The following is a 23,871-nucleotide window of genomic DNA, read 5'->3' as shown; positions in this document are numbered from 1 at the left end:
GGCTTCTCGATCCACCCCGATTCACTAATGGATGAATGCCCCTGCACCGCTCGAAGGTGGAGCACAATAGTCGTGCGCCGCAGGCGCATTCCGAACAACAGAGGCACAGATCTGGCTCGACTACTGGTTCAACTGATGCCGGGGGCGGCTATCGATCGCCGCCCACGGCCATGACCTCGTGTCGGCTCAGTCGACGTAGGCGCGCTGGATGATCGCCTCGGTGTCCACGCCGGTGGGCAGCGTGCCGAAGGCGATGCCCCAGTCGCCGCCGAACCTGGTGGCGCAGAAGGCGTCCGCGACGGCCTGGTGGCCGTGCCGCACCAGCTGTGCGCCCTGCAGCACCAGCGCCATCAGTTCCACCACGCGGCGCGCGCGGTACTCGATATCGGCGAAGTCGGTGAGCTCCTTGCCGATTCGGTCGATGGCCTCGTCCAGGTGGCGGTTGGCGCCGCGGGACAGGTTCACCTCGGTGAAGAATGCCTCGACCGTCTCCGGCTGCCGGCCCATGGCGCGCAGCGCGTCCAGCGCGGCCACATTGCCCGAGCCCTCCCAGATGGACATGAGCGGGGCCTCGCGGTACAGCCGCGGCATGCCGGACTCCTCGGCATAACCGTTGCCGCCGAAGCATTCCAGCGCCTCGGCCGCGTGCGCGGGGGCGCGCTTGCACACCCAGTACTTGGTGACCGCCAGCGCGATGCGGCGCAGCGCCGCCTCGGCGGGATCGGCGTCGGCGCGGTCGGTGGCCCCGGCCAGGCGCATCATGACGGTGGTCGCGGCATCGGATTCGATCACCAGGTCCGCCAGCACATTCCGCATGGCGGGCTGGTCGACCAGGTGCTTGCCGAACACCTGGCGATGCCGGGCGTGGTGGGTGGCGTAGACGGCCCCGGCGCGCATGCCGGTGGCCGAGCCGATCACGCAGTCCAGCCGGGTCATATTGACCATTTCGATAATGGTCTTCACGCCCGCGCCCTCCTCGCCGACCAGCCAGCCGATGGCGTTCTCGTACTCCAGTTCCGAGGAGGCGTTGGACTTGTTGCCCAGCTTGTCCTTGAGCCGCTGGATGCGCAGCGCGTTGCGGGTGCCGTCGGGCAGCACCCGGGGCAGCAGGAAGCAGGACAGGCCGCCCGGCGCCTGGGCCAGGGTCAGGAACAGGTCGCCCATGGGGTGCGAGGTGAACCACTTGTGGCCGACGATGCGGTAGGTGCCGTCGGCGAGCGGGGTAGCCGTGGTTGTGTTGGCGCGGACGTCGGAGCCGCCCTGCTTCTCGGTCATGGACATGCCCGCGATGAGACCGGCCTTGGTGGACGGCTCGCGCAGGCCGAAGTCGTAGACGCGGGAGGCCAGCAGCGGCTCGAACTTCGCGGCCAGTTCGGGATTATGACGCAGCGCGGGCACCACGGCGTAGGTCATGGAGATCGGGCACATGTGCCCGGCATCGGCCAGGCCCCAGGTGAAGAACTTGGCGGCGCGGGCCACGTGCGCGCCGGACCGGTCGTCCTGCCAGGGCGAACCGTGCAGGCCGTGCGACACCGCAGTGTCCATGAGATTGTGCCAGTACGGGTGGAACTCCACCTCGTCGATGCGGTTGCCGTAGCGGTCGTGGGTGTGCAGGATCGGCGGGTTCTCGTTGGCCAGCCGGCCCCACTCCTGCGCGGCCGCGCCGCCCGCGAGCACGCCCAGCTCCCGCACCTCGGCCTCGGCCCAGCCCGCACCTTCCCGGTGCAGGCCCTCGAGCAGCGCGGGATTGCGCGAATTGTCGAAGGGGACGATGGGCGGCACCTGGTTGAAGACGTCGTGCGTGTGCATTGCGGGTGACTCCTATTCGTGTGGGACGCCGCGAGATTCGGGGTGGTCGCCGGAGGCGTCCGGCTGGACACCGAGGGCGCGCAGGGCGAAGGCGACCAGTTCCGGCAGCACCGATTCGCTCTGGAGTTGTTCGGAGAGCGGGCCGACGAGCACCTCGCCGATGGCCCCGACCAGCGCGGTCGCGGAGGTGCGCGGATCCTGCGGCGGCAGTTGACCGGTGGCGATGCCGTCGGAGATGGCGGACACGTAGGTCTCGGCGAAGGCCCGGCGGAAGCGCAGGCGTTCGGCGTCGACGGCGGCGTCCACGGGTTCGGCGAGCAGCACGTAGGCGAGTTTGGGGTTCTTGAGGGCGCGGCCGGCGAAGGTCTCGACGGCGGCGGTGACGCGGTCCGGGGCGGTGCGCCCCTCCCCCGCCGCTCCGGCCGCGGCGACGGCGTCGACCTCGCGGGTGACGACCTCGCGGAAGACGGCGGTGACGAGTTCGGCTTTGCCGCTGAAGTTCTTGTACACCGTCCCGGTGGCGACTCCGGCCTCGGCGGCGACCGCGGCCATGGACAGTCCGGCGAACCCGTCGCGGGACAGCACGGTCATGGCGGCACGCACGATCGACCCCGCCTGAGCATCCAGGCGGGCCTGGACAGCGGGGGTTCTGCGATAGGCCATACAAGAAGTGAACCACCGATTCATTTCTTGACGCAACCCCCGGTTTACGGCGTACTGTCGGCCCCGTGACAGTACGAGTGGAGCGCAACGGACCCGTCTACACCGTGATCCTGCACCGCCCCGAAGCCCGCAACGCGGTCGACGGCCCCACCGCGAAAGCCCTGGCCGACGCCTTCCGCGACTTCGACGCCGACCCCACCGCCGCGGTCGCCGTGCTGTGGGGCGACGGCGGCACCTTCTGCGCCGGCGCCGACCTCAAGGCCCTCGGCACCGAACGCTCCAATCAGGTCACCGAGGACGGCGACGGACCCATGGGCCCGACCCGCATGAAGCTGTCCAAGCCCGTCATCGCCGCGGTCTCCGGGTACGCGGTCGCGGGCGGCATCGAACTGGCGCTCTGGTGCGATCTGCGAATCGCGGAGCAGGACAGCACCTTCGGCGTGTTCTGCCGCCGCTGGGGCGTGCCGCTCATCGACGGCGGCACCGTGCGGCTGCCCCGCATCATCGGCGAGGGCCGCGCCATGGACCTGATTCTCACCGGCCGGGCCGTCGGCGCCACCGAGGCGCTGCAGATCGGACTGGTCAACCGGGTGGTGCCGAACGGCGAATCCCGCCGCGCCGCCGAGGAACTCGCGCTCGAGCTGGCCACGCTGCCGCAGACCTGCCTGCGCTCGGACCGCATGTCGGTGCTGGAGCAGAACGGCCTACAGGAGTCCGAGGCCATCGCCAACGAGCTGCGCCACGGCATGAAGGCCCTGATGGACGGCGCGCTGGACGGGGCGCAGCGCTTCGCCTCGGGCGAGGGCCGCCACGGCCGCCCGGCCTGATCCGGGCTCCGGTTCGATCGGTCGCGCGAAAGCCGCGAATACGCGCGGCAGCACCCCATGGAACCGATCGGTACGCTAGCCGTTCGATGGATCGGCTGAGCGTGCTGGACGAGATCTTCCTGCGGTCGCATCGGGGCATGGGCACCCCGATCGTCCTGCAGGGACTCTGGCGTACCGCCGAACCGGTACATCCGGCCCTGCTCTGGCGGGTGCACCGCGATCTGCGCACCGGGCCGCTCGGCCGCCGGGTGGTGCGCTCGCGGGTGCCCGGGGCACGGCCACGCTGGCAGCCGAACGAGAGCACGCACCCGTTCACCATGACGCCGGAGCCGATTCCGCGTGCGGCCGTACTGGATTGGGCCGACCGCCAGGGCGCGGACCTCGATCCCGAGGCCGGTCCGGGCTGGCGGCTGTCGGCGGCACGCCTCGACGACGGCGGCTGCCTGGTCGCGCTGACCTGTTCGCACGCGCTGGCCGACGGCCGCGCGCTGACCCTGGCCATCGACAACGCGCTGTCCGGCATCCCGCTCGCGGCGCCCCTTACGGGACATTCGGATTGGGCCGACGCCCGGCGCATGTGGGCCACGGTCCTGGGCGGGACCGCCCGCGCGCTGCGGCGCGGCATTCCCGAACGCCCGGCCGCACCCGAAGCGCGAAAGGTGGTGCCGGGCATCACGAATGCCCTGCCCGGAACCGCCACCACCTGCGGGACAGTGCTAGAGATCCCCGCCCGGGACTGGAACCGCGTCGCGGTCGCGCACGCGGGCACCGCCAACAGTCTGTTCGTCCATCTGATCGCGAAAATGCTGTGGTCCAGCGGTTTTCCCGCCGACACCATTGCCGCCAGCCTCCCGGTCGACACCCGCGACGAGCCGCGCGTGGACAACGACATGTCCATGACCGAGGTCGCCATCACCCGCGACGACACCCCGGCGACCCTGCGCCGCAAGGCCCGTGCGGCCTACGAGCACCGCATGACCAGCCCGGGCGGCATCCCCGAGGAGATCCTCCAGGTCATGCCCGACCGGTGGGCGTATCGGCTGGCCCGGGGCGCGGGCGAGCGAGACGTCCTGTGCTCCAATATCGGCAACCTGCCCGAGTCGCTGCTGGCGCTGGGCCCGCACTCGTGCACCGGGGTGGCGGCCCGCGCCATCCACCCCGGGCTCCGGCCCGACGCCCTGCCCCGGACCCGGCTCTCGGGCTACCTGACCCGGATCGCCGACACCTACACGCTGTCGCTGATCGGACTGGATCCGGACGCCATCCCGACCTCCGCCGCGCTCACCGCGCTGGCCGAGACGGAACTGTCCGCGCTCGGCCTGTCCTGCACGGCCTGGTGACCGCCGCTCAGGTGAGGGCGGGGATCCGAACCCCCTGCCACGCCAGGCGTTTGGTGCGGTCCGGGTCGAGTTCGACGCGGCCGGGCGAATCGATGATCAGCGTCGCGCGCTGCTCCTCGGTGTAGGCGGGCCAGGCCGGCAGCGGAGTTCCGGTGCGGGCGAAGGCCAGCCAGTTGTCCTGGAACTGGCTCGACACCTCACGGAAGCCGCGGTGACCGCCGAGCGCGGTCATGGCACGGCCGAAGGACGAATCGACCGCGCCGAAGACGGGGATCAGATCCAGGGCGTGCGTGGCGCCGAAACCACTCAAATGGATTGCGCGCGGGGCGAAGTCGTAGCGGTACGCGTAGGTCGGCGCGTACCGGCTGTGCGCCTCCATGACGCGGAGCGAGGGCCGCCAGAAGGTGAAGTCGCCGCCCATGCGGACGGAGGCCCGCTTGCCCGGAAAACCGGGATAGGCCGCGGTGACCCGGGATTCGACGGCCGCGCCGAACTCGGCCAGCGTCTCGTGCAGCCGCTCCCGTGAGGTCGGCATGGACTGGCCGAGTTTGGTGAAGATGGGGCTGTCGCCGCCCTCGCCCAGGGCCTGGTCCACATGGCGCAGCAGCCAGCGCATGCGATCGGGGGTGGTGGGCAGGGTGTCGTCGAAGCGCACGAACAGGGTGGCCTCGTCCCGGTTGGTCCCGATGATGAGCGGCACCCGGTGCGCGGTGCCAGTGGCGAACGCGGCCAGCGGTGCGGCGGGCAGGAATTCGCCGTCCACCACCGGGGCCACCGGGAACAGTCCCGGCTGCTGGTGCATGATCCGGGCGACCGCGTGATCGACGGCCTTGCGGATGTCGTTCGCACCGGCGGTGCGCAGCGCTTTGGCGGCGTCCCCGGGGGCGATGCCGAGGTCGTCGAGGCAGCGGCGGGCGAACAGCCGGGCTTCGGCCTGACTCGGGGCCCAGTCCGCGGGCGCGCTCTGGGCGATGCCGCGGTGGAACAGCCCGGCCGCGGCGGGGGTGGCCATGAGGGCCAGCACCGCGTGGGCCCCGGCCGATTCGCCGAAGATGGTGACATTGTTCGGGTCGCCGCCGAACGCGGCGATATTGCGCTGCACCCACTCCAGAGCCGCGACCTGATCGCGCAGGCCCAGGTTGGAGTCGAATCGGCTGTCGGGCGTGGAGTATTCACCGAAGTCGACGTAGCCGAAGGCGCCGAGCCGGTAGTTGACCGACACCACGATGACATCGCCGCGGAGCGCCAGCCGGGCGCCGGAATACAGCCGCAGCGCGGAGGTTCCGATCATGTAGCCACCACCGTGGATGAACACCATGACCGGGCGGGGCGTGGCCGACGGCGCGTTCGGCGCGCTCACGTTCAGCGTGAGGCAATCCTCGCCGGTCGGCTGCGCCTGCCGCGGCCCGATCCGCGCGCCGTTCCGGTGTTGCATTGCGGCATAACCGAAGTCGGTGGCGTCGCGCACCCCGCTCCACGGCTGCACCGGCTGCGGCGCCCGGAAACGGAACTCCCCGACCGGAGCCGCCGCGAAAGGAATGGACCGCCAGCGTGAAACGCGGCGGCCCCGGAGTCCGCGAACCGTGCCGTCCGCGGTCGTGATGTCCGTCGTTGCCACCATTCACAAAGGGTAGTCCCAACTCTCGGGGGCTCCCAGGGCCTCGGACCATGGACCCCGAAGGTGGCGGGAACGGCCGACCCGCCGGACGGCGGGAACGGCCGGACGGCGGGTGGGCGGTTACTGCAGGTAGCCCTCGACCTGGCGGGCGGGGTTGACCTGGGCCTCGTCGGGGTTGCGCCCCTGGTCCATGCGGGCGCGGCGCTGACGCAGCAGGTCCCAGCATTGGTCGAGCTGGACCTCGATCTCGGCCAGCTGGCGGCGCTCGGCCTCGGGGTCGAGTTCGCCACCGGTGGTCTTGGCCCGGAGCTCGTGCTCACGATCCACGAGTTCCTTGATGCGCGCGTGGATGTCCTTTTCGGTCATGCGGACCACTCTACGACCCGGGCCAGCGCCGCCCCCGCCGACCGAACCGCGCGTGGCAGCTCTGCCGCAGGCAGCGCGGCATATCCGAGGGCGATGCCGAAGGTGTGCCGGGCGCCCAGATGGTGGCGGGCCAGCGCGTCGAGGTGGACGCCGAGCTCGCGGGCGGCGGCCACCGCGCGGTCCTCCTGCTCCGGGGTGGCGAGCGGGACGAAGACGTGTGACCCGGCGTCGTCGCCACGCACGTCCAGGCCGCGGCCGCGCAGCTCGTCCACCACCAGGGCGCGGCGGGCCGGCATGTCGCGGCGCAGGCGGCGCAGGTGGCGGGCCAGGTCACCGTGCCGGGCCAGTTCGGCCACCACCTGCTGACCCGCCGGGGCCGGGCCGGTGCCGGTGAGTTCGCGATGGGCGAGCACCGCCGCGGCGACGGCCGGATCCGCCACCAGCCAGCCGATGCCGAGGGTGGGCGTGAGGATCTTGCTGGTGGTGCCCAGATGCACGACCACATCGGGGGCCAGGGTGGCCAGCAGCGGCAGCGGCGCGGTGTCATAACGCAATTCGCCGTCGTAGTCGTCCTCGACCACGAGTGCGCCGGTGCGGCGGGCGAATTCGATGAGCTCGACCCGGCGGGCGGCGGGCATGCGCGCGCCGAGCGGAAACTGGTGCGCGGGCGTGCAATACACCAGGCCCGCGTCCTCGGGTAGCAGCTCCACCCGCAAGCCCTCGGCGTCCACGGGCACCGGAACCGGCCGCATGCCCGCCGCCCGGAACGCCCCGGCCGCCCGGTGATAGCCGGGATCCTCGATGGCCACCATGTCGCCGGGCCGCAGCAGCGCCGCCGCGAGTTCGCCTGCGGCCGCGCTGGTTCCGGCGGTGGCCAGCACCGTGGTCCCACTGCCCGCGCCCAGCCCGCGATGCCGCAGCAGGTGTTCGGCGACGGCCTCCCGATAGTCGGGCTCCCCGCGCCGGTCCTTGCGGATCAACGGCATTCGATCCGAGGCGGCCCGCCACGCCCGCCGCCAGGCGGCCGGGTCGATGGCCTCGATGGATGGCGCGCCCGCGCCGAGATCCAGCAGTCCCGCCAGCGGTTCGGGCAGTTCGGGCCCGCCGGTCTGCGCGCCCACCGGTGCGGGCGCGGCCGTCAGGTAGGTGCCCGAGCCGTGCCGCCCGTCCAGCCAGCCCTCGGCGTGCAACTGGTCGTAGGCGGCGGTGACGACGGTCCGGCTCACCCCCAGCCGATTGGCCAGCTCACGGGAGGACGGCAGCCGATCACCGCCGCGCAACGCGCCGGTGGTGGCGGCCCGGCGCAGTCCATCGGCCACCTGAACGGCCAGCGGCACGCCGCTGTCCCGTTCGACGATGAACGGTAGATCATCGTCGACCAGCCGATTCACCCGCAAGTGGCCTCCTGATCATCCGACAACTGGTGGATATCAGAATGCCACTCCGCGCACGACAGTGCGATCAACGATGCCCCCTGACGGCCGAAGCTGCCGTGTAAACGAGGGCGTACACCCCGAAAACCGTTGCGGCGCTGGTGATTGCGTAAATCAGCACATGCCGAACACAGTCGTAGAGACTGACGTGCGCCACCGGATCGGTTCGGGCGACGAGACCGGCGAGCACCGCCACCGCGAGCAGCGCAGCCAGCACCAGGGCACGCCGGGGATCCGGCGCGACCGGCCGGGCTTGCCGGTACCAGGCGGCGAAATAGCCCGCGAGCAACAACATTCCGCCGATCGAAGAGATGTAGCCGATCATGTTGTACACCCGGTGCGGTCCGATCACGGACTCCCGCAACACGTCCCAATGACGCACGGCCGGACCATCGGTGTGGGTGAAGGCATCCCAGGCGAGGTGGGTGAGCGCCCCGATGAGGAGAGCCGCCACCGCCGCCACCGGCCCCGGCCTACTCGCGGTGATCTCCTTGCCGATCATGCCCGAGACGGTGCCGCGCAGCGCCCACCCGATGGCCACCAGGATCGCGCCCAGCAGCACGTCCACCGGAAGCCCCCGGAGCGCATGCGTCAGCTCACCATCCACACCGATCCACAGGTAGTACGGAATGTCGGGCGCGATGCTCCCCGCGACAAGTCCTGGAAACCAGAGCATCCGCCGTATGGGCAGCACGGCGGCCGGATGCGCGAGCGTGAACGGCACGGATCCCCCGAAGTGGTCTGTAGATCTTGCGGAGAATTGGCTATTCAGGAATGCCATTTCCCCTTCGAAACTGGTCCTATGAGTGAGACAGCTTCGAACCGGACCCCATTGTCACCCACCCCGCGCAGCAGCCTCACCCGGTCCAGGGAGCGGGGTCGCACCGAGCGCGCCGAACTGGACGCGGTCCTCGACGCCGGGCTCATCTGCCACCTGGGCGTGGTCCTGAACGGCAGCCCGGTGGCCATCCCGACCATCTACGGCCGCGACGGCGACACGCTGTACCTGCACGGCTCCACCGGCTCCGGCAATCTGCGGGCCGCCATCACCGGCGACGTCTCGCTGACCGTGACACACGTGGACGGCATCGTCTACGCCCGCTCCGCCATGCACTTCTCCATGAACTACCGCTCGGCGGTCATCCACGCCCGGCCGGTCGAGGTGACCGACCCGGACGAGTGCATGCACGCGCTGCGCGTCATCGTCGAACAGGCCGCACCCGGCGCGTGGGACGCGGTCCGCTCGCCGAACAAGAAGGAGATGGCCGCGACCATGGTCCTGGCCCTCGACCTCACCGAGGCCTCGGTCAAGGTCCGCACCGGCGGCCCGCGCGACGAGCAGGCCGATATCGACACCGGTGGCGTCTGGGCCGGCGTCCTGCCGCTGCGTCAGGTCTTCGACGCCCCGATCCCGGCCGCGGATCTGGAAGCGGGAGTGGAGATTCCGGCACACGTGCTGGACCGCCGCACCGATGCGGTGGGCGTGGTCTAGGGGCCTACTTCAGCAGCCGGGACATGCGGCGGTCGGCCAGGATCTTGCCGCCGGTCTGGCAGGTCGGGCAGTACTGGAACGACTTGTCCGCGTAGGAGACCTCGCGGACGGTGTCGCCGCACACCGGGCACGGCAGGCCGGTGCGGGCGTGCACCTGGAAACCGGAACGCTTCTCGCCCTTGAGGCGGGCGGCGTCCTGGCCCACCGAGCGCAGGATGGCGTCGGACAGCGTGGCACGCATGGCCGCGTACAGGCGCGCCACCTGTCCGGCGTCCAGCGAGCCGGCGGTGGCGAACGGCGAAAGCCTTGCCGTGTGCAGGATTTCGTCGGAGTAGGCATTGCCGATGCCGGCCAGCAGGCTCTGATCGGTGAGCGCGTTCTTCACGCGCTGCGAGGTGCCGCGCAGGATCTCGGCGAATTCCGGTTCGCTCACGGCCAGGGCGTCGGGTCCCAGGCGCGCGATGCCGGGCACCGAGAGCGGATCGCCGGTGACCCACACGGCCAGCCGCTTCTTGGTGCCGGCCTCGGTGAGATCGAAAGCGGGGGTGGCGCCTTCGGGAGTGAAGAAATGCACGCGCAGGGCCAGCGGTCCCTTGCCGGGCTTGGGCGGATTGACCCCGGGCTCGTCGATCCACCGCAGCCAGCCGCCGCGCGACAGGTGCGTGATCAACCACAGCCCGTCGCAATCCACTCCGAGGTGCTTGCCCCAGTGCCCCACCCCGGTCACGTCGCGCCCCGACAGCGCGGTCACCGGCGGATCGAAGGTCTTCAGCACGCTCAGGGCGGCCACGTCGACCCGCCCGACCACCGCCCCCACCGCATGCTCGGCCAGGAACTGCTCGAGCGCCACAATCTCCGGTAGTTCGGGCAACGGATCTCCTCCAATGGGCGACCATTTCCGTCGTCCACCCTAACCGCACACCCCGACACCCGGCGGATTCAGCGCGCGGCGCCCGCCTGCCGCAGCAGGTAGATGTCCATGATCCAGCCCTTGGCCTCGCGCAGGGCCGCCCGCCGGCGGGCGATGCGGCCCTCGACCACGCGCAGCGGGCCCTCCACGATCACCTCGTCGGGCATGCCCAGGTACGCGCCCCACCAGATGTAGACATCGTCGCCCGGTACCTGCGTGAACGAGCACTCGCCGTCCAGCATCACCAGCGTGGACTGCCCCGGGACCAGCCCCTCCTCGCGCAGCCGCCGCCCGGTGGTGATGTGCAGCGGCTCGCCGATCTCGTGCAGCACGATGCGGTGCGCGGCGGCCAGCGCCTGCGCGCTGGTGACGCCCGGAATCACCTCGTATTCGAACTGGATGCGCTCGCGTTCGAGCACCCGCTCGACGATGCGCAGCGTGCTGTCGTACAGCGACGGGTCACCCCACACGAGAATGCCGCCCACACCGTCGGTTTCGGCGAAGGCCCGCTCCAGCAGCTCGGCCCGCGCCTCGTGCCAGTCCGCGACCGCGCCCTGGTAGACGGCGTCCGCGCCGCTGACGGGCACGCCCCGGTCGCGCGGCGGGTCGATGATCTCTACTATCGAGTGCGGCTGGCGCGCGTACTCGGCCAGGATGGCCGACCGCACGTCGGTGAGCTCCTGCTTCTCGGCCCCCTTGCCGATGAGAAAAAACACGTTTACCTGGCACATCGCCTTGATGGCCTGCACCGTCACCTGGTCCGGGTCCCCCGCCCCGATTCCGATCACAAACAACTTCCGCACGGTGCGTAAGCTTGCCAGGCGTGGAGAGCGCCCGAGATACCCAGTACGAGGACCTGCTCCGACTGGTGCTGGAATCCGGCACCCCCAAGGCGGATCGGACCGGAACCGGCACCCGCAGCATCTTCGGGCATCAGCTGCGCTACGACCTGTCGCAGGGCTTTCCCCTGATCACCACCAAGAAGGTGCACCTCAAGTCGATCGTCTACGAGTTGCTGTGGTTCCTGCGCGGTGACTCCAATGTGCGGTGGCTGCAGGAGCAGGGCGTCACCATCTGGGACGAATGGGCCGACGCGCAGGGCGAATTGGGCCCGGTCTACGGCGTGCAGTGGCGGTCCTGGCCGACCCCGGACGGCACCCACATCGATCAGATCTCGCAGGTGCTGCAGACGCTGCGCACCGATCCGGATTCGCGGCGCATCATCGTCTCGGCGTGGAACGTGGCCGAGCTGAACAAAATGGCGCTGGCCCCCTGCCACGCCTTCTTCCAGTTCTATGTGGCCGACGGCAAGCTGTCGTGCCAGCTGTATCAGCGCAGCGCGGACCTGTTCCTGGGCGTCCCGTTCAATATCGCCAGCTACGCGCTGCTGACCCACATGGTGGCCCAGCAGACCGAGTTGCTGCCCGGTGACTTCATCTGGACCGGCGGCGATGTGCACATCTACGACAATCACCTGGCCCAGGTGCGCGAGCAGCTGACCCGCGAGCCCTACCCGTTCCCGCAGCTGCACCTGCGGCCCGCGCCCACACTGTTCGACTACGCGTACGAGGACGTGGAAATCCAGGGCTACCAGCATCATCCGGCCATCAAGGCGCCGGTCGCGGTATGAACCGGACCATCGGGCTGATCTGGGCCCAGACGCCGCGGGGAATCATCGGGCGGGACAACACGATTCCGTGGCGCGTGCCCGAGGACATGGCGCATTTCAAGGACGTCACCTTCGGACATCCGGTGATCATGGGCCGCAAGACCTGGGATTCGCTGCCGGTGCGCTTCCGTCCGCTCGACGGCCGCCGCAATATCGTCGTGACCCGGCAGGCGGACTGGTCCGAGGCCGGGGCGGAGCGGGCGGGCTCGCTGGCCGAGGCCCTGCACATGACCGGCGAGAAGTCGGTGTGGATCATGGGCGGAGGCGAGATCTACCGTGCCGCAATGCCTTTCGCGACCGAGCTGATGGTCACCGAGATCGACGCGGACATCGACGGCGACACCCTGGCACCGGCCATCGATCGCGCGTGGCAGACGGATACGGCCGACTGGCGCGAGTCGTCGACGGGTCTGCGGTATCGCTTCCGCCGTTATCGCCGCGCCACCCCGGGCTTGCGGTAACGCCTGTATTCCTAGTCCGGCAATTCCTGCAAACACCGCCTCGAAACCGCCGATCGGCCCGGGTGCGTCCGGCATACTCAGCGATATTCCGGCGAAAGGCAGTCCATGGACAAGAAATCGCTGACCGCGGTTGCCCGCCAGCAACTGAAGCTGGCGGCCACCGCCTCGAGCGGGCGCAGTTCGTTGACCATCTATGGCGGCCACACCCACACCCTGCGCCAGACGGTCATCGCGATGACGGCCGGACAGACGCTGGCCGAGCACGAGAATCCGGGCGAGGCGACCCTCGTGGTGCTGAGCGGGGTGCTGGTGTTGATCAGCGGCACCAACGAGTGGAAGGGCTCGGCGGGTGACCTGATTGTGATCCCCAACGCCCGCCACAGCGTGAAAGCCATCGATGACGTGGCATTTCTGCTGACCGTCGCCAAGTAGCCCGGGGGACGCGGGCATACCGGACGGGTCGGCGGTCGGCCGCAGCGCATAAGGTGGTGCCCATGGGTGAGCCACAGCCGATCCTCGACCCGCTCACACCGGCCGCGATCTTCCTCGTCGTCACCATCGACGAGGGTGGCGAGTCGGTGGCGCGGGATTTGCTCGCAGATCTGCCCGGGTTGCGCCGCTCCGTCGGATTCCGGGTGCCCGGATCCGGCCTCGCGTGCATCACCAGCATCGGGTCCGCCGCCTGGGACCGCCTGTTCTCCGGGCCGAAACCCGCACAGCTGCACGAGTTTCCGGGTTTCATCGGTGAGCGGCACCAGGCCCCGGCCACGCCGGGCGACCTGCTGTTCCACCTCAAGGCCGAAACCCAGGACGCCTGTTTCGAATTGGCGATGAAGATCGCCGAGCGGCTGTCCGGCGCGGCCACCATCGTGGATCAGACGGTCGGCTTCCGCTATTTCGAGCAGCGTGATCTGCTCGGATTCGTGGACGGCACCGAGAATCCCGAGGGACAGCTCGCCGCCACCGCCGCGCTGGTCGGCGACGAGGATCCCGAGTTCGCCGGTGGCAGTTACGTCATCGTGCAGAAGTACCTGCACGATCTGGGCTCGTGGAAGGCGCTGTCCACCACCGAGCAGGAAAAGGTCATCGGGCGAACGAAACTCGACGACTTCGAACTGTCCGACGCCGACAAGCCCGCGAATTCGCATGTGGCCGTGAACGATCAGGATGAGATCGGCAATATCGTGCGTGCCAATATGCCGTTCGGCTCGATCCAGGACGGCGAATTCGGCACCTACTACATCGCCTACGCCGACGACCCCGCCATCACCGAGAACATGCTGGTCCGCATGTTCCTGGGCACGGCCGACGCCGCCTACGACCGCATCCTGGATTTCTCCACCGCGGTCACCGGCACCTCCTTCTTCGCCCCGCCCACGGGGTTCTTCGACGCGCTGCCGGACGCACCGGCGCCGGCGGCGGCCACCCAGCGGGAATCCCCCGACGGCAATGGCGTTGTGTCCGGGGACGGATCCCTCGGCATCGGGGCCCTACGCAATCGTTGAGCCGGCGCTACGGAATCGTTGAACCGAACGGAGCTGACGCATGAACAACCTGCATCGCGAACTCGCGCCCATCACCTCGGAGGCCTGGTCGGCCATCGAGGAGGAGGCGACGCGAACCTTCAAGCGGCACATCGCCGGTCGCCGCGTGGTCGATCTGTCCGGCCCGCACGGTACCGACTACTCCGCCGCCGGACTGGGCCGCACCTCCGCCATCACCTCCCCCGGTGACGGGGTGCAGGCCCGCCAGCGCGTGGTGCTGCCGCTGGTGGAGCTGCGGGTGCCGTTCACGCTCTCCCGCGAGGAGCTGGACAATATCGAGCGCGGCGCGCACGACGCCGATCTGGATCCGGTGAAGACCGCGGCCAAGAAGATCGCCTTCGCCGAGGACCGCGCCATTTTCGAGGGCTATCCGGCGGCCGGGATCATCGGCGTCCGGGCCTCCACTTCATGCGAGCCGGTGAAGCTGCCCGGCGACCCGCGCCTGGCCCCGGAGGCGGTGGCGCAGGCGCTGAGCAAGCTGCGGCTGGCGGGTGTGGACGGGCCGTACTCCGTGCTGCTGTCGGCGGATCTGTACACCGCGGTGAGCGAGACCTCCGATCACGGGCACCCGATCCGCACCCATATCGAGCGGCTCATCGACGGTGACATCATCTGGGCGCCGGCCATAGACGGCGCGTTCGTCCTGTCCACGCGCGGCGGCGATTTCGATCTGCAGATCGGCCAGGATCTGTCCATCGGCTATCTCTCGCACGATGCCGAGACGGTGCAGCTGTACTTCCAGGAGAGCCTGACGTTCCTGGTGTACACGGCCGAGGCGGCGGTCCCGCTCGAGGCGTGACCAGCTGATCCGAGGCGAGACTAGGTGAGCCGGAAGCGGTTTCGATACTCCGTCGGCGTGGTGTCCAGTACGCGCCGGAAGGCCCGGGTGAGGGTGTCGGTGGTGTTGAAACCGCTCAGGGTCGCCACCCGTTCGAGCGTGTGATCGGTCGTCTCGAGCTGATTGCGCGCGAATTCGACTCGGGCGGACTCGATATAGGCCGCCGGGGTGGCGCCGAGATCGGTCTTGAAGATGCGGGTCAGCTGCCGTTCACTGATATGGGCCTGCGCCGCCAGATCCGCGACCGTCAGCGGCTCGGCGAGATGGCGGGCGATGTAGTGCCGCAGGTCGTCGATCCGGCGCGTGGTCGAAATGGGTTCGAGTGACACGCTGAACTGACTCTGCCCGCTGGGCCTTTTCAGGAACATGACCAGCTGCCGCGCCACGCGCAGTGCGAGAGCGTCGCCGAAATCGTCGGCGACCAGTGCCAGGGCCAGATCCAGGCAGGCGGTGAGTCCCGCACCGGTCCAGACGTTCTGGTCGCGAATGAAGATCGGATCGGCGTCCACGGTGACGGCCGGATGTTCCGCCGCGAGCTGCTGTGCGGTGGACCAGTGGGTGGTGGCGCGCTTGCCGTCCAGCAGCCCGGCGTCGGCGAGAATGTGCGCGCCGACGCAGACCGAGGCGACGCGGCGGCTGTCGGCGGCCAGCTTCGCCACCCACGCCACCACCCGCGGGTCGCTGAGCGCGCGCACCCGGCCGTCGCCGTCCACCTCCACCGCGCCGGGCACCACCAGCGTGTCGATCGCGCGCCCGGCGAGGTCGGCGAAGGTGATGTCGGGCAGCACTCGGACTCCGGCGGAGGTGGTGACGGGGTCGAGGGTCTCGGCGGCCAGCGCCACCTGATACCCGGTGTCCCCGTTCATCTCTCGCTGGAGCAGCGCGAAAACCTCCGGCGGCCCGGTCACATCCAGCAGATCGACCCGGTCGAACAGCACGATGACGACGAATCGCGCCGGTGCACCCACGGTTCCTCCCTCCCTCGGCATGTCCGAATCTGCAGGCTACATGACATTTCCGACATGCCTGCCGGCCCATAGCGTGGAAAACGTCCACCGCACAGGGCGGTTCGGATGTGCAAATTCAGGAGGATCTCCATGCCCGCGCAGACCCTGCGTGACCTGAGCGGCTTCGATCAGACCCCGGCCACCCTGGCCGACGCGACCCTGATCCTCGTCGACTACCAGAACACCTACACCCACGGCGTGATGGAGCTGACCGGCTGGCAGCCCTCCCTCGACGCCGCCGCCGACCTGCTGACCCGCGCCCGCCGGGCCGGCTCGGCGATCATCCACATCGTCAACGACGGCGGCCCCGGCACCCCCTACGACATCACCGCCGACATCGGCGCGATCCACCCCGCCGTGGCCCCGGCCGACGGCGAACCCGTTGTCGTCAAACAGGTTCCGAACGGCTTCCACGACACCGACCTGGCCGCCCAGGTGGACGCCGCGGGCAACAGGAACCTGATCATCGCCGGCTTCATGACCCACATGTGCGTCACCTTCACCACCGAGGGCGCCTTCCTGCGCGGCAACCACCCCACCGTCGTGGCCGACGCCTGCGCCACCCGCCCCCTGAAGTCGGCCGTCGGCGAGGTGACCGCCCCACAGCTGCACGACAGCGCCCTGGCCACCATCGCCGACCTCTACGGTGTCGTCGTGGCCTCCGCCGCCGAGCTGAACTGACCCTCGGGCCTTCCGGGTACCGCGTCAGGGCTGGCGGGGCATCGCGCGACTGGTGTGCAGGTAGCGGGCAGCGGGGTCACCGTCTCCGTCGATCAGGCCGTAGACGGCGTGCCGGCCACGGACGGGGCGTGCGGCGATCAGGGCGTCGGAGCGGAGGTACAGAAGTTCCATGCGGTCCGGGGCGGAAACCAGGGCCGCTTCCGCCGTCAGGGGAATCGTGGACAGCCAGGCCCGGGCGTCGGGGTCGACGTCGATGGCGTGCTCGTACATGACCGAGCGGTACCGTCCGCTGACCCGCGCCGCATCCACCGGTTCGGGCCGGGCGGGCGGCACGGGCCGGGCGGGCAACCGGATACCCGCGTGCACCCACAGCAGGTCTCCGACCAGATCCTGGTAGAGCGCGAACGCGTCACCGCCATTGGCCAGCAAGGCGATTGCGACGCCGGCGGCGGGCGCGATGCGCAGGAAGGCGTTCTGGCCGATGGTGCTGCCATCGTGCCCGAACAACCCGGTTCCGGCGGGATCGAACAGCTGCCAGCCCAGACCCCAGTGGGTGCCGTAGCCGATATCGGGCACCTCGACGTGCGGCCGGGTCATCGCCTGGACCGCGGTCTCGGGGAGGACGGGGACGCCCTCCACGGTGCGACCGCCGGACAGGTGCAGCCGGGCGAATCCCAGCAGATCGCGCGCGGACATCGCCAGCCGCGCGCCGGCCGGCGCATTGGAGGCCGGGAGCGCCCAGACCGGCGTGGGTTCCGGGCCGGCGCCCGGCGCGGATCCGATATGCCCTACCGCGGCGCGGAACAGGATGGCCTCGTCGGCGTCGGTGGCCACCCGGGTCAGCCCGAGCGGGGTCACCAGCCACTCCCGCAACACCGCGTCGAAAGGCTTGCCGCGCAACACCTCCAGTATTCGGCCGAGCAGCACGTAGCCGCTGTTGCAGTAGGAGAACATGTCGCCGGGCCGGTGCACCTGCCCGGCGTCCGCGATGGCGGGCACGAACTTCTCCACCGCGTCCGCGCCGCGCCCGGTGTCGAGGAACAGGTCGCCGTCGATGCCCGAGGTGTGGCCGAGCAACTGCCGGACCGTGATGACTGCCGCGGCCGCTGCGTCGCGCACCTGGAACTCGGGCAGGTACCGGCGCACCGGGGCGTCCAGCTCGATCAGCCCCTCGGCGGCAAGCTGCATGATCAGCGTCGCGGTCCACGCCTTGGTGACCGAGCCGATCTGGAACACCGAATCCCTGGTCGCCGCAACACCTGTCGTGGTGTTCAGCACCCCGGCCGCCGCGTCCGTGATCTCGCCGCCGACCAGCACCGCCACTTGCGCGCCGGGGACTCCGTGCTCCTCGATCGAGTCGGCCAGTCGGCGCTCGAGGTCGACGGCGTGCGGCATCGGTCGCTCCTTCGGGTGCTGCGGGACCACCGGTAGGCGGTGGTAGAGGCACGGTAGGTCGACAAGGGCGTCGATGTCGAGATCGGCTGGGAATCCTCCGGTTTCGACCGCCTCAGGAGTCCATCTGCATGACGTAGAAGCGGTTGTCGTCGGGGTCCCGGAAGGCGAACATGAGCGGCGCGGAATCCCAGTCCAGCAGCGCGCCGACGGTGAGGCCGAGGCCGGCGAGCGTGGCATGGGCGGCGCGGGCATCCGTGGTCGCCAGCCGGATCCCGGTGTCGATGCCCGCGGGCAGTTCCGCGGACGCGCGCACCAGCGCCAAGGAGGCCGTCCCGCCGGGCAGCGACATCTCTATCCAGCGGAAGCCCGGCTGCAGTTCGGCGTCCATGCGGGTCACCAGCCCGAGCCGCTCGAGCAGCGCCTTGGTCCGGTCCTGATCGGTCACGGGCACCGCGATATTGACGACGGCGGTGAAGGTCGATTGCGTCATGCGGATGAAGACGATCCGTCCGCGTCGAATTCATCGACGACGCGCACCGGCGGGTACGGTGACCGGCAGTCGGTTTCGGGAGGCGGAATGACGATGGTGCGGGCGGGCGTGGTGCCGGGGCGGCGCATGGCCGGGTACGTGGCCGCGGGGATACTCGTGGTGGCCGTCGTCTGTGCGGGCACGGTCGGAGTTTTCGGGCTGAATCGAGTGTTCACCGGGCTGTTCTTCGGCGCGGCCGCCGCGGTGGGGCTGATGGTCGCGCTGTTCGGGCGGGACCGGGTGGAGCTGACCGAGGATGCGATCGTGCGGCGGACCCCGTGGGGCGCCTCGACGGTGGCATGGGATCGGGTGGTGGCCGGACGGTTCGCGCTGGACGAGAAGGGCCGCTGGACCCTCGCACTCGATCTCAACGGCGGCGACGAGCCGCATCGGGAACTGGTGCTGCTGTCCATCCCGCCGGTGCAGCGGCCCATCGCCAACGCCTACGACATGCGCAAGCGTGAACAGGTCGATGAGATTCGAACCATGTTGCGGCACAGGCGGATTCCGGTAACCATCCTGCCGGAGATCGCCGATGCCCTGCAGCGGCACTGGAAGATCGCCCCGCCCACCCGCTGAGCCCGCACACCTAGGGGATCTCCCTGAGCGACCGGCGACCACAGGACGATGCATCCGCTCCCGTCACAGCCCGAGAATCCTTGGTGTGGCTGGTGATCGCAGCGTCCTCTACGGAACCTCACAGCCACGGCGGATCGGATGCACAGCCGCAGGTGTGAGGGTGATGATCGTGGCGTTGAGCGTTGTGGCGGAGGACTTCCGCCAGTATGGATGGACGATCGAGACGACCGGCGACGGCGTCGACTTGATCACCGGTGAGCAGATCGCGGCCATCGAACTCACCGGGTCCGTCGCTGCCGGGGTGCGCCGGTACCTGCGCGCCAACAACCTTTCCGGCCCGATCATCGAGGTCCCGGGTCCGCAGCGGCGGGAAATCCATCTGGTCGTCGGCGTGGCCAAGGCCGCACGGGCCATCGAGAGCCTGCGCGCCGCGGGGGCGATCGTGCACACCGACGGCGACCGGGTCCCGCTGCCGCAGCCCGGCCGCGGGACCGCGTGGAGCGTCATGCCCCACGAGGCGCGCTGGGTGCCGCCGGTGGTCGCCATCGCCGCGGCCGTGCGCGCCGTCGCGGCCGGCGACCGGGCGCGGCTGCGGACCGTGGCCTGCTGACACCGGCCCGATGACAAGGGCGCCCGCGCCTCCCGCGCTACCGCGGCTGGCTAGGGTGGGACGGGTGATTCGCACCGCGGCACTGGCGCATATCCGGGATCGTCGCATGTTGCAGACCCGGTCCACCGGCAAGGACGTCTTCTATATGGCGGGCGGCAAGATCGATCCGGGCGAGACCCCGGAGATGGCCCTGCACAGGGAGATCCACGAGGAACTCGGGGTGACCGCCACCGGCGTCAGCGAGCTGGGCGTGTTCGAGGCGGAGGCCTACGGGCACGCGCCCGGCACCCGCCTGCACATGACCTGCTTCCTCGGCGAGCTCACCGACGATCCGCGCCCCTCCGGGGAGATCGCCGAACTGCGCTGGTTCACCCTCGGCGAATACGCCGCCATGAACGCGGTCGCCCCCGGCTCACTGCTGGTCTTCCGGCGGCTGCACGCGCTCGGCCTGATCGACTGACCCTGGCACTGTAACCACCCGCGCTATTTCTGAATGGCAACTACGCCAACCGGATCCGCGCCCCGAGATGCGCCGGTCCGGATTCCGGATCGCACCGAATCAAGGGTGATTGCAGTGATCAAACCGCTTACTCTGCTCGCGACGGCCGTGATGGCCGCGGGTGGCCTCGGCTTCGGCACCGTGGCGGACACCCGTTTCGACTCCGGCGCCGACTGCCTGTGGGCGGGCGGCGCGCACCCGCAGGGGTCGCAGGTGGTGGCGGGCGGCTCGGCCTTCACCTGCGGCAGCGACGCGGCCGGTCCGCACTGGTACCGCAGCGGCGCGGCGGGCGGGAGCACCGTGCCGAATCCCGGGGCGGATGCCAATCCGGCGGGCCGCTTCAGCGCGGGGGCGCGGCAGCCCGGCACCGATTACGACGACTACTGCGTCGGCGATCAGCTCATCCCCGGTGTCGGGGACGTCTTCGAGGCGGTCCCGACCAGCGGTGGCCTGCTGTGGAAGTCGGCGGGTCCGGTCTCGCAGTGGACCTTCGACCCCGGTGTGGTGCAACCGAAGACATCCACCCGCTCGTCCGGGATGTGCCTCGACGGTCAGCTGCTCTGAGCGTCCTCGTCCTCGTCCGCCGCCGTGTAGGGCCGGTTCGGGATGAGGGCCGCCGAGGCCAGGCCGACGAGCAGGAACAGTGCCGCGGCCAGTAGCGCGGTCCGGGTGGAGTCGGTGAAGGCCCGGCTCAGCGCGTCCACGATGGCCGCGGCGCCGTGGTGGTCCCGCAACCCGCTGATGGCCCCACCGGCCGACTGCCGGGTCGCGGTGGCGAGGGTGTCGGCGGCCGGCTTCTGCAGATCGGGCACGTGTGCGAGCCGTTTGGGCAGATCGTGGGCCAGCGCCGCCGACAGCAGCGCACCGATGACCGCGGTACCGAAGGCCGAACCGATCTGCCGCACCGTGGACTGGGCGGCCGATCCCTGGCCCGAATGCTCCGGCGGCACATCGGCGAGCACGGTCCCGGTCAGCTGCGCCGAGGCCATCCCCAGCCCGATGCCGTACCCGACCAGCAGCACCGCCAGCCACCAGCCGGAAATGTGCGGGGTGACGAACAGCGCGGCCAGCACCACGGCGACGGCCTCGAAGACGAGGCCCAGCTGCACCACTCGCACCGGTCCGAACCGGCGCACCAGCCCCTCGGCGAGCCCCGCGGCCAGGAACGCGCCGACCGCCATGGCGGCCAGCACATAGCCCGCGCCGAGGGTGGACAGCCCGAGCACGTTCACCATGAACAGCGGCAGCACGAACAGCAGGCCGAATTCGCCCAGCGCCACCAGGAACGCGGTGATATTGCCCCAGCGGAAGCTGGGGATCCGGAACAGCGCGGGATCCAGCAGCGCCGAGCGGCCGATCAGACGGCGGTGCTGCTCCCAGCGGATGAACAGGTACAGCGCCGCCACCCCGAGCACCAGCAGGATCGGGATCAGCGAGACCGGCGCGCTCGCCGGCCAGTTCCACCCGACGAGCGGGAATTCCCGCAGCGGCTTCCCCCAGCCGTAGGTCTGGCCCTCGATGAGCGCGAACACCAGCAGCGCGAAACCCGCTGCGCTGAGCAGGAATCCGTCCACGTCCAGGCCCGGCGCGGCCTTGCCCATGCGGGTCTCCGGGACGTACCGCACCAGCCCGATCAGCACCACCGCGCCCAGCGGCAGGTTCACCAGGAAGATCCACGGCCAGGTGAAGTAGGTGGTGAGCCAGCCGCCCAGCAGCGGGCCGATGGCGGCGACACCGGAGATGACCGAGCCCCAGACCGCGAAGGCGATCACCCGGTCACGGCCCCGGAAGAGGGCGTTCATGGTGGCCAGCGTGCCGGGCAGGACACCGGCCGCGCCGATGCCCTGCACGGTGCGTCCGAGGAGCAGGGGCCAGGCGCTGTGCGCCGCTGCGGAGAGCACGCTGCCGAGTACGAAGATCACCACGCCCAGGGCGAACATCCTGCGCCGTCCGAGCCGGTCGCCGAGGCGGCCGCTGGTGATCAGCAGCGCGGCCAGCACGACCGCGTAGATGCTGTTGATCCATTGCGCCTGAGTGAAATTCAACTGCAATTGGTCGATGATGACGGGCAGGGAGACCGCGACGATGGTGCCGTCCAGCACCACCATGGACAGTCCCAGCGCCAGGACACCGAGGGTGAGCCATTTGTTGCGACCCAGGTCGAGCTGCGTTTCCGTCATTCGTCGCTCCCGCCGCTGAACAGCCGTCCGAAGAGTCCGATAATCCGTTAGCCGCCTATGCGCCAATTGTCCGTTCAACAGTGTATGTCGAGGCGGCTGGGCAGCCGAATATTTGCCGACAGGTGACCTCTGAACGGCGGATGTCCGGATCGGATACCTTGAATCGTGTGTCGATGATGAAGGGTTCCAACGTTCCGGTGGTGGTGTCCGAGATTCGGATCGAACTGGGGTGGCAGTCGGGACCCGGGGTTCCCGACGCCGATGCCTCCGCACTGCTGCTGTCGAGCGGCCGGGTGCGCTCGGACGCCGATTTCGTCTTCTACAACCAGCCACTGCACGCCTCGGGCGCGGTCCGTCACCACGGCAAGCAGACGGGACCGGTGATCGTGGACGCCCTCTCGGTGCACCTGGGCCGGGTGGAACCGCAGATCGACGCCATCGTGCTCGCGGCCTCGGCCGACGGCGGCACCTTCGCCCAATTCCGGGGCCTGCATGTGCGTTTGGTCGATATGGGCGGCGTGGAGCTGGCCCGCTTCGACAGCACCGACGCCACCTCGGAGACCGCCTTCGTGCTCGGCGAGCTGTATCGCCGCGACGGCGGCTGGAAGTTCCGCGCCGTCGGTCAGGGCTACGACTCCGGACTGGCCGGGCTGGCAACCGATTTCGGCATCTCGGTCGATGAAGCGCCTGCCCCGCAGCCGAATACACCGCAGCCCGTCGCTCCCTCGCAGCCGGTGCCGGCGCAGCAGCACAATTTCGGGCCGCCGCCGACGCCTGCAGCCCGGCCCAATACGGGCAAGATCTCGCTGACCAAGGAGGCTCCGGCGGTCTCGCTGACCAAGCAGGGCGCGACCGGCGGGATCATGCGGGTCAACCTGAACTGGTCGGTGCCGAGTTCGGGCGGTTTGTTCGGGCGCAAGCGGACGAACGGCGGGCTCGACCTGGATCTGTGCGCGTTCTGGGAGCTGGCCGACGGGTCGAGGGGCTGTGTCAGCGCGCTGGACACCTTCGGCGATCTGCACAAGCCGCCGTTCATCGCGCTGGATCGCGACGATCGCACCGGCGGCAGCGCGACCGGCGAGAACCTGTCCATCAACCTCGATCACATCGCGGATTTCCGCCGCATCCTGGTATTCGCCTCGCTCTACGATGGCGCGCAGGACTTCCGTGGCGTGCACGCCACCGCGACCCTGTTCCCCCGCAATACGCCGCCGATCGACATGGAAGTCGGTGGCTGCCAGGATGATTCGCGCGAGATGGTGCTGGCGCTGATCGAGAACGTGCACGGCGAGCTGGTGGTGCGGCGCGAGGGCCGGTTCGTGCGCCCGCCGGAGGGCCGCCGGTTCTGGGGCAAGCTGGCGGTGGATCAGGCCTACGGCTGGGGCCTCAAGTGGGGCACCTCGAAGGGCAAGTCCTGACGC

26 protein-coding genes are annotated in these 23,871 nt (G+C 69.9%); 14 read left to right on the top strand and 12 right to left on the bottom strand.

All coding sequences use genetic code 11. The features are described from left to right. Positions 1-186: 186 nt before the first annotated feature. Positions 187-1,809, bottom strand: a complete 1,623-nt coding sequence (locus tag ACFXHE_RS27185) for an acyl-CoA dehydrogenase family protein (RefSeq protein WP_379387294.1) — start codon at positions 1,807-1,809, stop codon at positions 187-189. A gap of 12 nt (positions 1,810-1,821) precedes the next feature. Next, positions 1,822-2,472: a TetR/AcrR family transcriptional regulator gene (locus ACFXHE_RS27180; protein ID WP_354836325.1), complete on the bottom strand. Its 651-nt coding sequence runs from the start codon at positions 2,470-2,472 to the stop codon at positions 1,822-1,824. Positions 2,473-2,537: 65 nt separating this feature from the next. Here ACFXHE_RS27180 and ACFXHE_RS27175 point away from each other — a divergent pair, with 65 nt between their 5' ends. Beyond that, positions 2,538-3,299, top strand: coding sequence for a crotonase/enoyl-CoA hydratase family protein (locus tag ACFXHE_RS27175; protein WP_379387293.1), 762 nt, complete (start codon positions 2,538-2,540; stop codon positions 3,297-3,299). Positions 3,300-3,385: 86 nt separating this feature from the next. Next, complete coding sequence (locus ACFXHE_RS27170) at positions 3,386-4,639, top strand: hypothetical protein (protein ID WP_379387292.1); 1,254 nt, start codon at positions 3,386-3,388, stop codon at positions 4,637-4,639. 7 nt (positions 4,640-4,646) lie between these two features. Here ACFXHE_RS27170 and ACFXHE_RS27165 read toward each other — a convergent pair whose 3' ends face one another. The 4 genes from ACFXHE_RS27165 to ACFXHE_RS27150 all read right to left on the bottom strand — a co-directional run bounded on the left by ACFXHE_RS27165 (position 4,647) and on the right by ACFXHE_RS27150 (position 8,780). Further along, positions 4,647-6,260, bottom strand: a complete 1,614-nt coding sequence (locus ACFXHE_RS27165; protein ID WP_379387291.1) for a carboxylesterase/lipase family protein — start codon at positions 6,258-6,260, stop codon at positions 4,647-4,649. A 117-nt stretch (positions 6,261-6,377) separates the two neighbouring features. Next, positions 6,378-6,623 carry a DUF2630 family protein gene (locus ACFXHE_RS27160; RefSeq protein ID WP_354836333.1) on the bottom strand — a complete coding sequence of 82 codons (246 nt, stop codon included), beginning with the start codon at positions 6,621-6,623 and terminating at the stop codon, positions 6,378-6,380. Continuing rightward, positions 6,620-8,014, bottom strand: coding sequence for a PLP-dependent aminotransferase family protein (locus ACFXHE_RS27155; protein WP_379387290.1), 1,395 nt, complete (start codon positions 8,012-8,014; stop codon positions 6,620-6,622). Before ACFXHE_RS27155 ends, ACFXHE_RS27160 begins: the two co-directional genes overlap by 4 nt. Positions 8,015-8,084: 70 nt before the next feature. Continuing rightward, on the bottom strand, positions 8,085-8,780 hold the full coding sequence (locus tag ACFXHE_RS27150; protein ID WP_379387289.1) for a DUF4184 family protein: 696 nt from the start codon (positions 8,778-8,780) through the stop codon (positions 8,085-8,087). Between the two features lie 78 nt (positions 8,781-8,858). Here ACFXHE_RS27150 and ACFXHE_RS27145 point away from each other — a divergent pair, with 78 nt between their 5' ends. Then, entirely contained in the window at positions 8,859-9,548 is a 690-nt protein-coding gene (locus ACFXHE_RS27145) for a pyridoxamine 5'-phosphate oxidase family protein (protein WP_379387288.1), read from the top strand. A 4-nt stretch (positions 9,549-9,552) separates the two neighbouring features. Here the strand turns inward: ACFXHE_RS27145 and ACFXHE_RS27140 are convergent, their stop codons facing one another. Together ACFXHE_RS27140 and cobF are read right to left on the bottom strand one after the other, a co-directional pair. After that, positions 9,553-10,419 (bottom strand): Fpg/Nei family DNA glycosylase, encoded by an 867-nt coding sequence (locus ACFXHE_RS27140; RefSeq protein ID WP_379387287.1) that lies wholly within the window; start codon positions 10,417-10,419, stop codon positions 9,553-9,555. Between the two features lie 68 nt (positions 10,420-10,487). After that, on the bottom strand, positions 10,488-11,261 hold the full coding sequence (gene cobF / locus ACFXHE_RS27135) for a precorrin-6A synthase (deacetylating) (protein ID WP_379387286.1): 774 nt from the start codon (positions 11,259-11,261) through the stop codon (positions 10,488-10,490). Positions 11,262-11,281: 20 nt separating this feature from the next. Between cobF and ACFXHE_RS27130 the strand changes: the two genes are divergently transcribed. The 5 genes from ACFXHE_RS27130 to ACFXHE_RS27110 all read left to right on the top strand — a co-directional run bounded on the left by ACFXHE_RS27130 (position 11,282) and on the right by ACFXHE_RS27110 (position 14,931). Continuing rightward, positions 11,282-12,088, top strand: a complete 807-nt coding sequence (locus tag ACFXHE_RS27130; protein ID WP_379387285.1) for a thymidylate synthase — start codon at positions 11,282-11,284, stop codon at positions 12,086-12,088. After that, complete coding sequence (locus ACFXHE_RS27125; RefSeq protein WP_379387284.1) at positions 12,085-12,588, top strand: dihydrofolate reductase; 504 nt, start codon at positions 12,085-12,087, stop codon at positions 12,586-12,588. Before ACFXHE_RS27130 ends, ACFXHE_RS27125 begins: the two co-directional genes overlap by 4 nt. Positions 12,589-12,693: 105 nt before the next feature. Further along, positions 12,694-13,020, top strand: a complete 327-nt coding sequence (locus tag ACFXHE_RS27120) for a cupin domain-containing protein (RefSeq protein ID WP_379387283.1) — start codon at positions 12,694-12,696, stop codon at positions 13,018-13,020. A gap of 62 nt (positions 13,021-13,082) precedes the next feature. Beyond that, a complete protein-coding gene (locus ACFXHE_RS27115; protein ID WP_379387282.1) occupies positions 13,083-14,093 on the top strand; it encodes a Dyp-type peroxidase in 1,011 nt (336 codons plus the stop codon). A gap of 40 nt (positions 14,094-14,133) precedes the next feature. After that, positions 14,134-14,931, top strand: a complete 798-nt coding sequence (locus ACFXHE_RS27110) for a family 1 encapsulin nanocompartment shell protein (protein WP_379387281.1) — start codon at positions 14,134-14,136, stop codon at positions 14,929-14,931. A gap of 20 nt (positions 14,932-14,951) precedes the next feature. Here ACFXHE_RS27110 and ACFXHE_RS27105 read toward each other — a convergent pair whose 3' ends face one another. Beyond that, positions 14,952-15,938 carry a GlxA family transcriptional regulator gene (locus tag ACFXHE_RS27105; RefSeq protein WP_379387280.1) on the bottom strand — a complete coding sequence of 329 codons (987 nt, stop codon included), beginning with the start codon at positions 15,936-15,938 and terminating at the stop codon, positions 14,952-14,954. Between the two features lie 129 nt (positions 15,939-16,067). On the opposite strand from ACFXHE_RS27105, the gene ACFXHE_RS27100 reads away from it, so the two are divergent. After that, the gene (locus ACFXHE_RS27100) at positions 16,068-16,658 is read left to right on the top strand and encodes a cysteine hydrolase family protein (protein WP_379387279.1); all 591 of its coding nucleotides are present in this window, start codon (positions 16,068-16,070) and stop codon (positions 16,656-16,658) included. Between the two features lie 24 nt (positions 16,659-16,682). Here the strand turns inward: ACFXHE_RS27100 and ACFXHE_RS27095 are convergent, their stop codons facing one another. Together ACFXHE_RS27095 and ACFXHE_RS27090 are read right to left on the bottom strand one after the other, a co-directional pair. Continuing rightward, positions 16,683-18,053, bottom strand: a complete 1,371-nt coding sequence (locus ACFXHE_RS27095; protein WP_379387278.1) for a serine hydrolase domain-containing protein — start codon at positions 18,051-18,053, stop codon at positions 16,683-16,685. Positions 18,054-18,165: 112 nt separating this feature from the next. After that, positions 18,166-18,543 (bottom strand): glyoxalase, encoded by a 378-nt coding sequence (locus ACFXHE_RS27090; protein WP_379387277.1) that lies wholly within the window; start codon positions 18,541-18,543, stop codon positions 18,166-18,168. Positions 18,544-18,630: 87 nt separating this feature from the next. Between ACFXHE_RS27090 and ACFXHE_RS27085 the strand changes: the two genes are divergently transcribed. From ACFXHE_RS27085 to ACFXHE_RS27070, 4 genes are all read left to right on the top strand, one after another. Further along, positions 18,631-19,161, top strand: a complete 531-nt coding sequence (locus tag ACFXHE_RS27085) for a hypothetical protein (protein WP_379387276.1) — start codon at positions 18,631-18,633, stop codon at positions 19,159-19,161. Positions 19,162-19,324: 163 nt separating this feature from the next. Beyond that, positions 19,325-19,771 (top strand): hypothetical protein, encoded by a 447-nt coding sequence (locus ACFXHE_RS27080; RefSeq protein ID WP_379387275.1) that lies wholly within the window; start codon positions 19,325-19,327, stop codon positions 19,769-19,771. Positions 19,772-19,781: 10 nt separating this feature from the next. Beyond that, positions 19,782-20,231, top strand: a complete 450-nt coding sequence (locus ACFXHE_RS27075; RefSeq protein ID WP_379387274.1) for an NUDIX domain-containing protein — start codon at positions 19,782-19,784, stop codon at positions 20,229-20,231. 114 nt (positions 20,232-20,345) lie between these two features. Then, complete coding sequence (locus tag ACFXHE_RS27070; protein ID WP_379387273.1) at positions 20,346-20,834, top strand: hypothetical protein; 489 nt, start codon at positions 20,346-20,348, stop codon at positions 20,832-20,834. Here ACFXHE_RS27070 and ACFXHE_RS27065 read toward each other — a convergent pair. Then, entirely contained in the window at positions 20,822-22,450 is a 1,629-nt protein-coding gene (locus tag ACFXHE_RS27065) for an MFS transporter (RefSeq protein WP_379387272.1), read from the bottom strand. The two genes, ACFXHE_RS27070 and ACFXHE_RS27065, sit on opposite strands and share 13 nt — an antisense overlap. Before the next feature lie 173 nt (positions 22,451-22,623). Between ACFXHE_RS27065 and ACFXHE_RS27060 the strand changes: the two genes are divergently transcribed. Further along, complete coding sequence (locus tag ACFXHE_RS27060; protein WP_379387271.1) at positions 22,624-23,868, top strand: TerD family protein; 1,245 nt, start codon at positions 22,624-22,626, stop codon at positions 23,866-23,868. The last annotated feature ends 3 nt before the right edge of the window (positions 23,869-23,871 follow it).

The sequence above is a fragment of the Nocardia sp. NPDC059229 genome (assembly GCF_042754165.1).
In the GTDB taxonomy this organism is placed as follows: domain Bacteria; phylum Actinomycetota; class Actinomycetes; order Mycobacteriales; family Mycobacteriaceae; genus Nocardia.
The sequence above is the reverse complement of the archived record's forward strand: the minus strand, read 5'-3'. Positions and strand labels throughout refer to the sequence as shown.

Excerpts from the sequence above, each read along its gene's own strand:
- ACFXHE_RS27185 (WP_379387294.1), bottom strand. The coding sequence starts at position 1,809 with ATGCACACGCACGACGTCTTCAACCAGGTGCCGCCCATCGTCCCCTTC.
- ACFXHE_RS27180 (WP_354836325.1), bottom strand. The coding sequence starts at position 2,472 with ATGGCCTATCGCAGAACCCCCGCTGTCCAGGCCCGCCTGGATGCTCAG.
- ACFXHE_RS27170 (WP_379387292.1), top strand. The coding sequence starts at position 3,386 with ATGGATCGGCTGAGCGTGCTGGACGAGATCTTCCTGCGGTCGCATCGG.
- ACFXHE_RS27165 (WP_379387291.1), bottom strand. The coding sequence starts at position 6,260 with ATGGTGGCAACGACGGACATCACGACCGCGGACGGCACGGTTCGCGGA.
- ACFXHE_RS27160 (WP_354836333.1), bottom strand. The coding sequence starts at position 6,623 with ATGACCGAAAAGGACATCCACGCGCGCATCAAGGAACTCGTGGATCGT.
- ACFXHE_RS27145 (WP_379387288.1), top strand. The coding sequence starts at position 8,859 with ATGAGTGAGACAGCTTCGAACCGGACCCCATTGTCACCCACCCCGCGC.
- ACFXHE_RS27125 (WP_379387284.1), top strand. The coding sequence starts at position 12,085 with ATGAACCGGACCATCGGGCTGATCTGGGCCCAGACGCCGCGGGGAATC.
- ACFXHE_RS27120 (WP_379387283.1), top strand. The coding sequence starts at position 12,694 with ATGGACAAGAAATCGCTGACCGCGGTTGCCCGCCAGCAACTGAAGCTG.
- ACFXHE_RS27115 (WP_379387282.1), top strand. The coding sequence starts at position 13,083 with ATGGGTGAGCCACAGCCGATCCTCGACCCGCTCACACCGGCCGCGATC.
- ACFXHE_RS27110 (WP_379387281.1), top strand. The coding sequence starts at position 14,134 with ATGAACAACCTGCATCGCGAACTCGCGCCCATCACCTCGGAGGCCTGG.
- ACFXHE_RS27100 (WP_379387279.1), top strand. The coding sequence starts at position 16,068 with ATGCCCGCGCAGACCCTGCGTGACCTGAGCGGCTTCGATCAGACCCCG.
- ACFXHE_RS27095 (WP_379387278.1), bottom strand. The coding sequence starts at position 18,053 with ATGCCGCACGCCGTCGACCTCGAGCGCCGACTGGCCGACTCGATCGAG.
- ACFXHE_RS27090 (WP_379387277.1), bottom strand. The coding sequence starts at position 18,543 with ATGACGCAATCGACCTTCACCGCCGTCGTCAATATCGCGGTGCCCGTG.
- ACFXHE_RS27085 (WP_379387276.1), top strand. The coding sequence starts at position 18,631 with ATGACGATGGTGCGGGCGGGCGTGGTGCCGGGGCGGCGCATGGCCGGG.
- ACFXHE_RS27080 (WP_379387275.1), top strand. The coding sequence starts at position 19,325 with ATGATCGTGGCGTTGAGCGTTGTGGCGGAGGACTTCCGCCAGTATGGA.
- ACFXHE_RS27075 (WP_379387274.1), top strand. The coding sequence starts at position 19,782 with ATGACAAGGGCGCCCGCGCCTCCCGCGCTACCGCGGCTGGCTAGGGTG.
- ACFXHE_RS27065 (WP_379387272.1), bottom strand. The coding sequence starts at position 22,450 with ATGACGGAAACGCAGCTCGACCTGGGTCGCAACAAATGGCTCACCCTC.
- ACFXHE_RS27060 (WP_379387271.1), top strand. The coding sequence starts at position 22,624 with ATGATGAAGGGTTCCAACGTTCCGGTGGTGGTGTCCGAGATTCGGATC.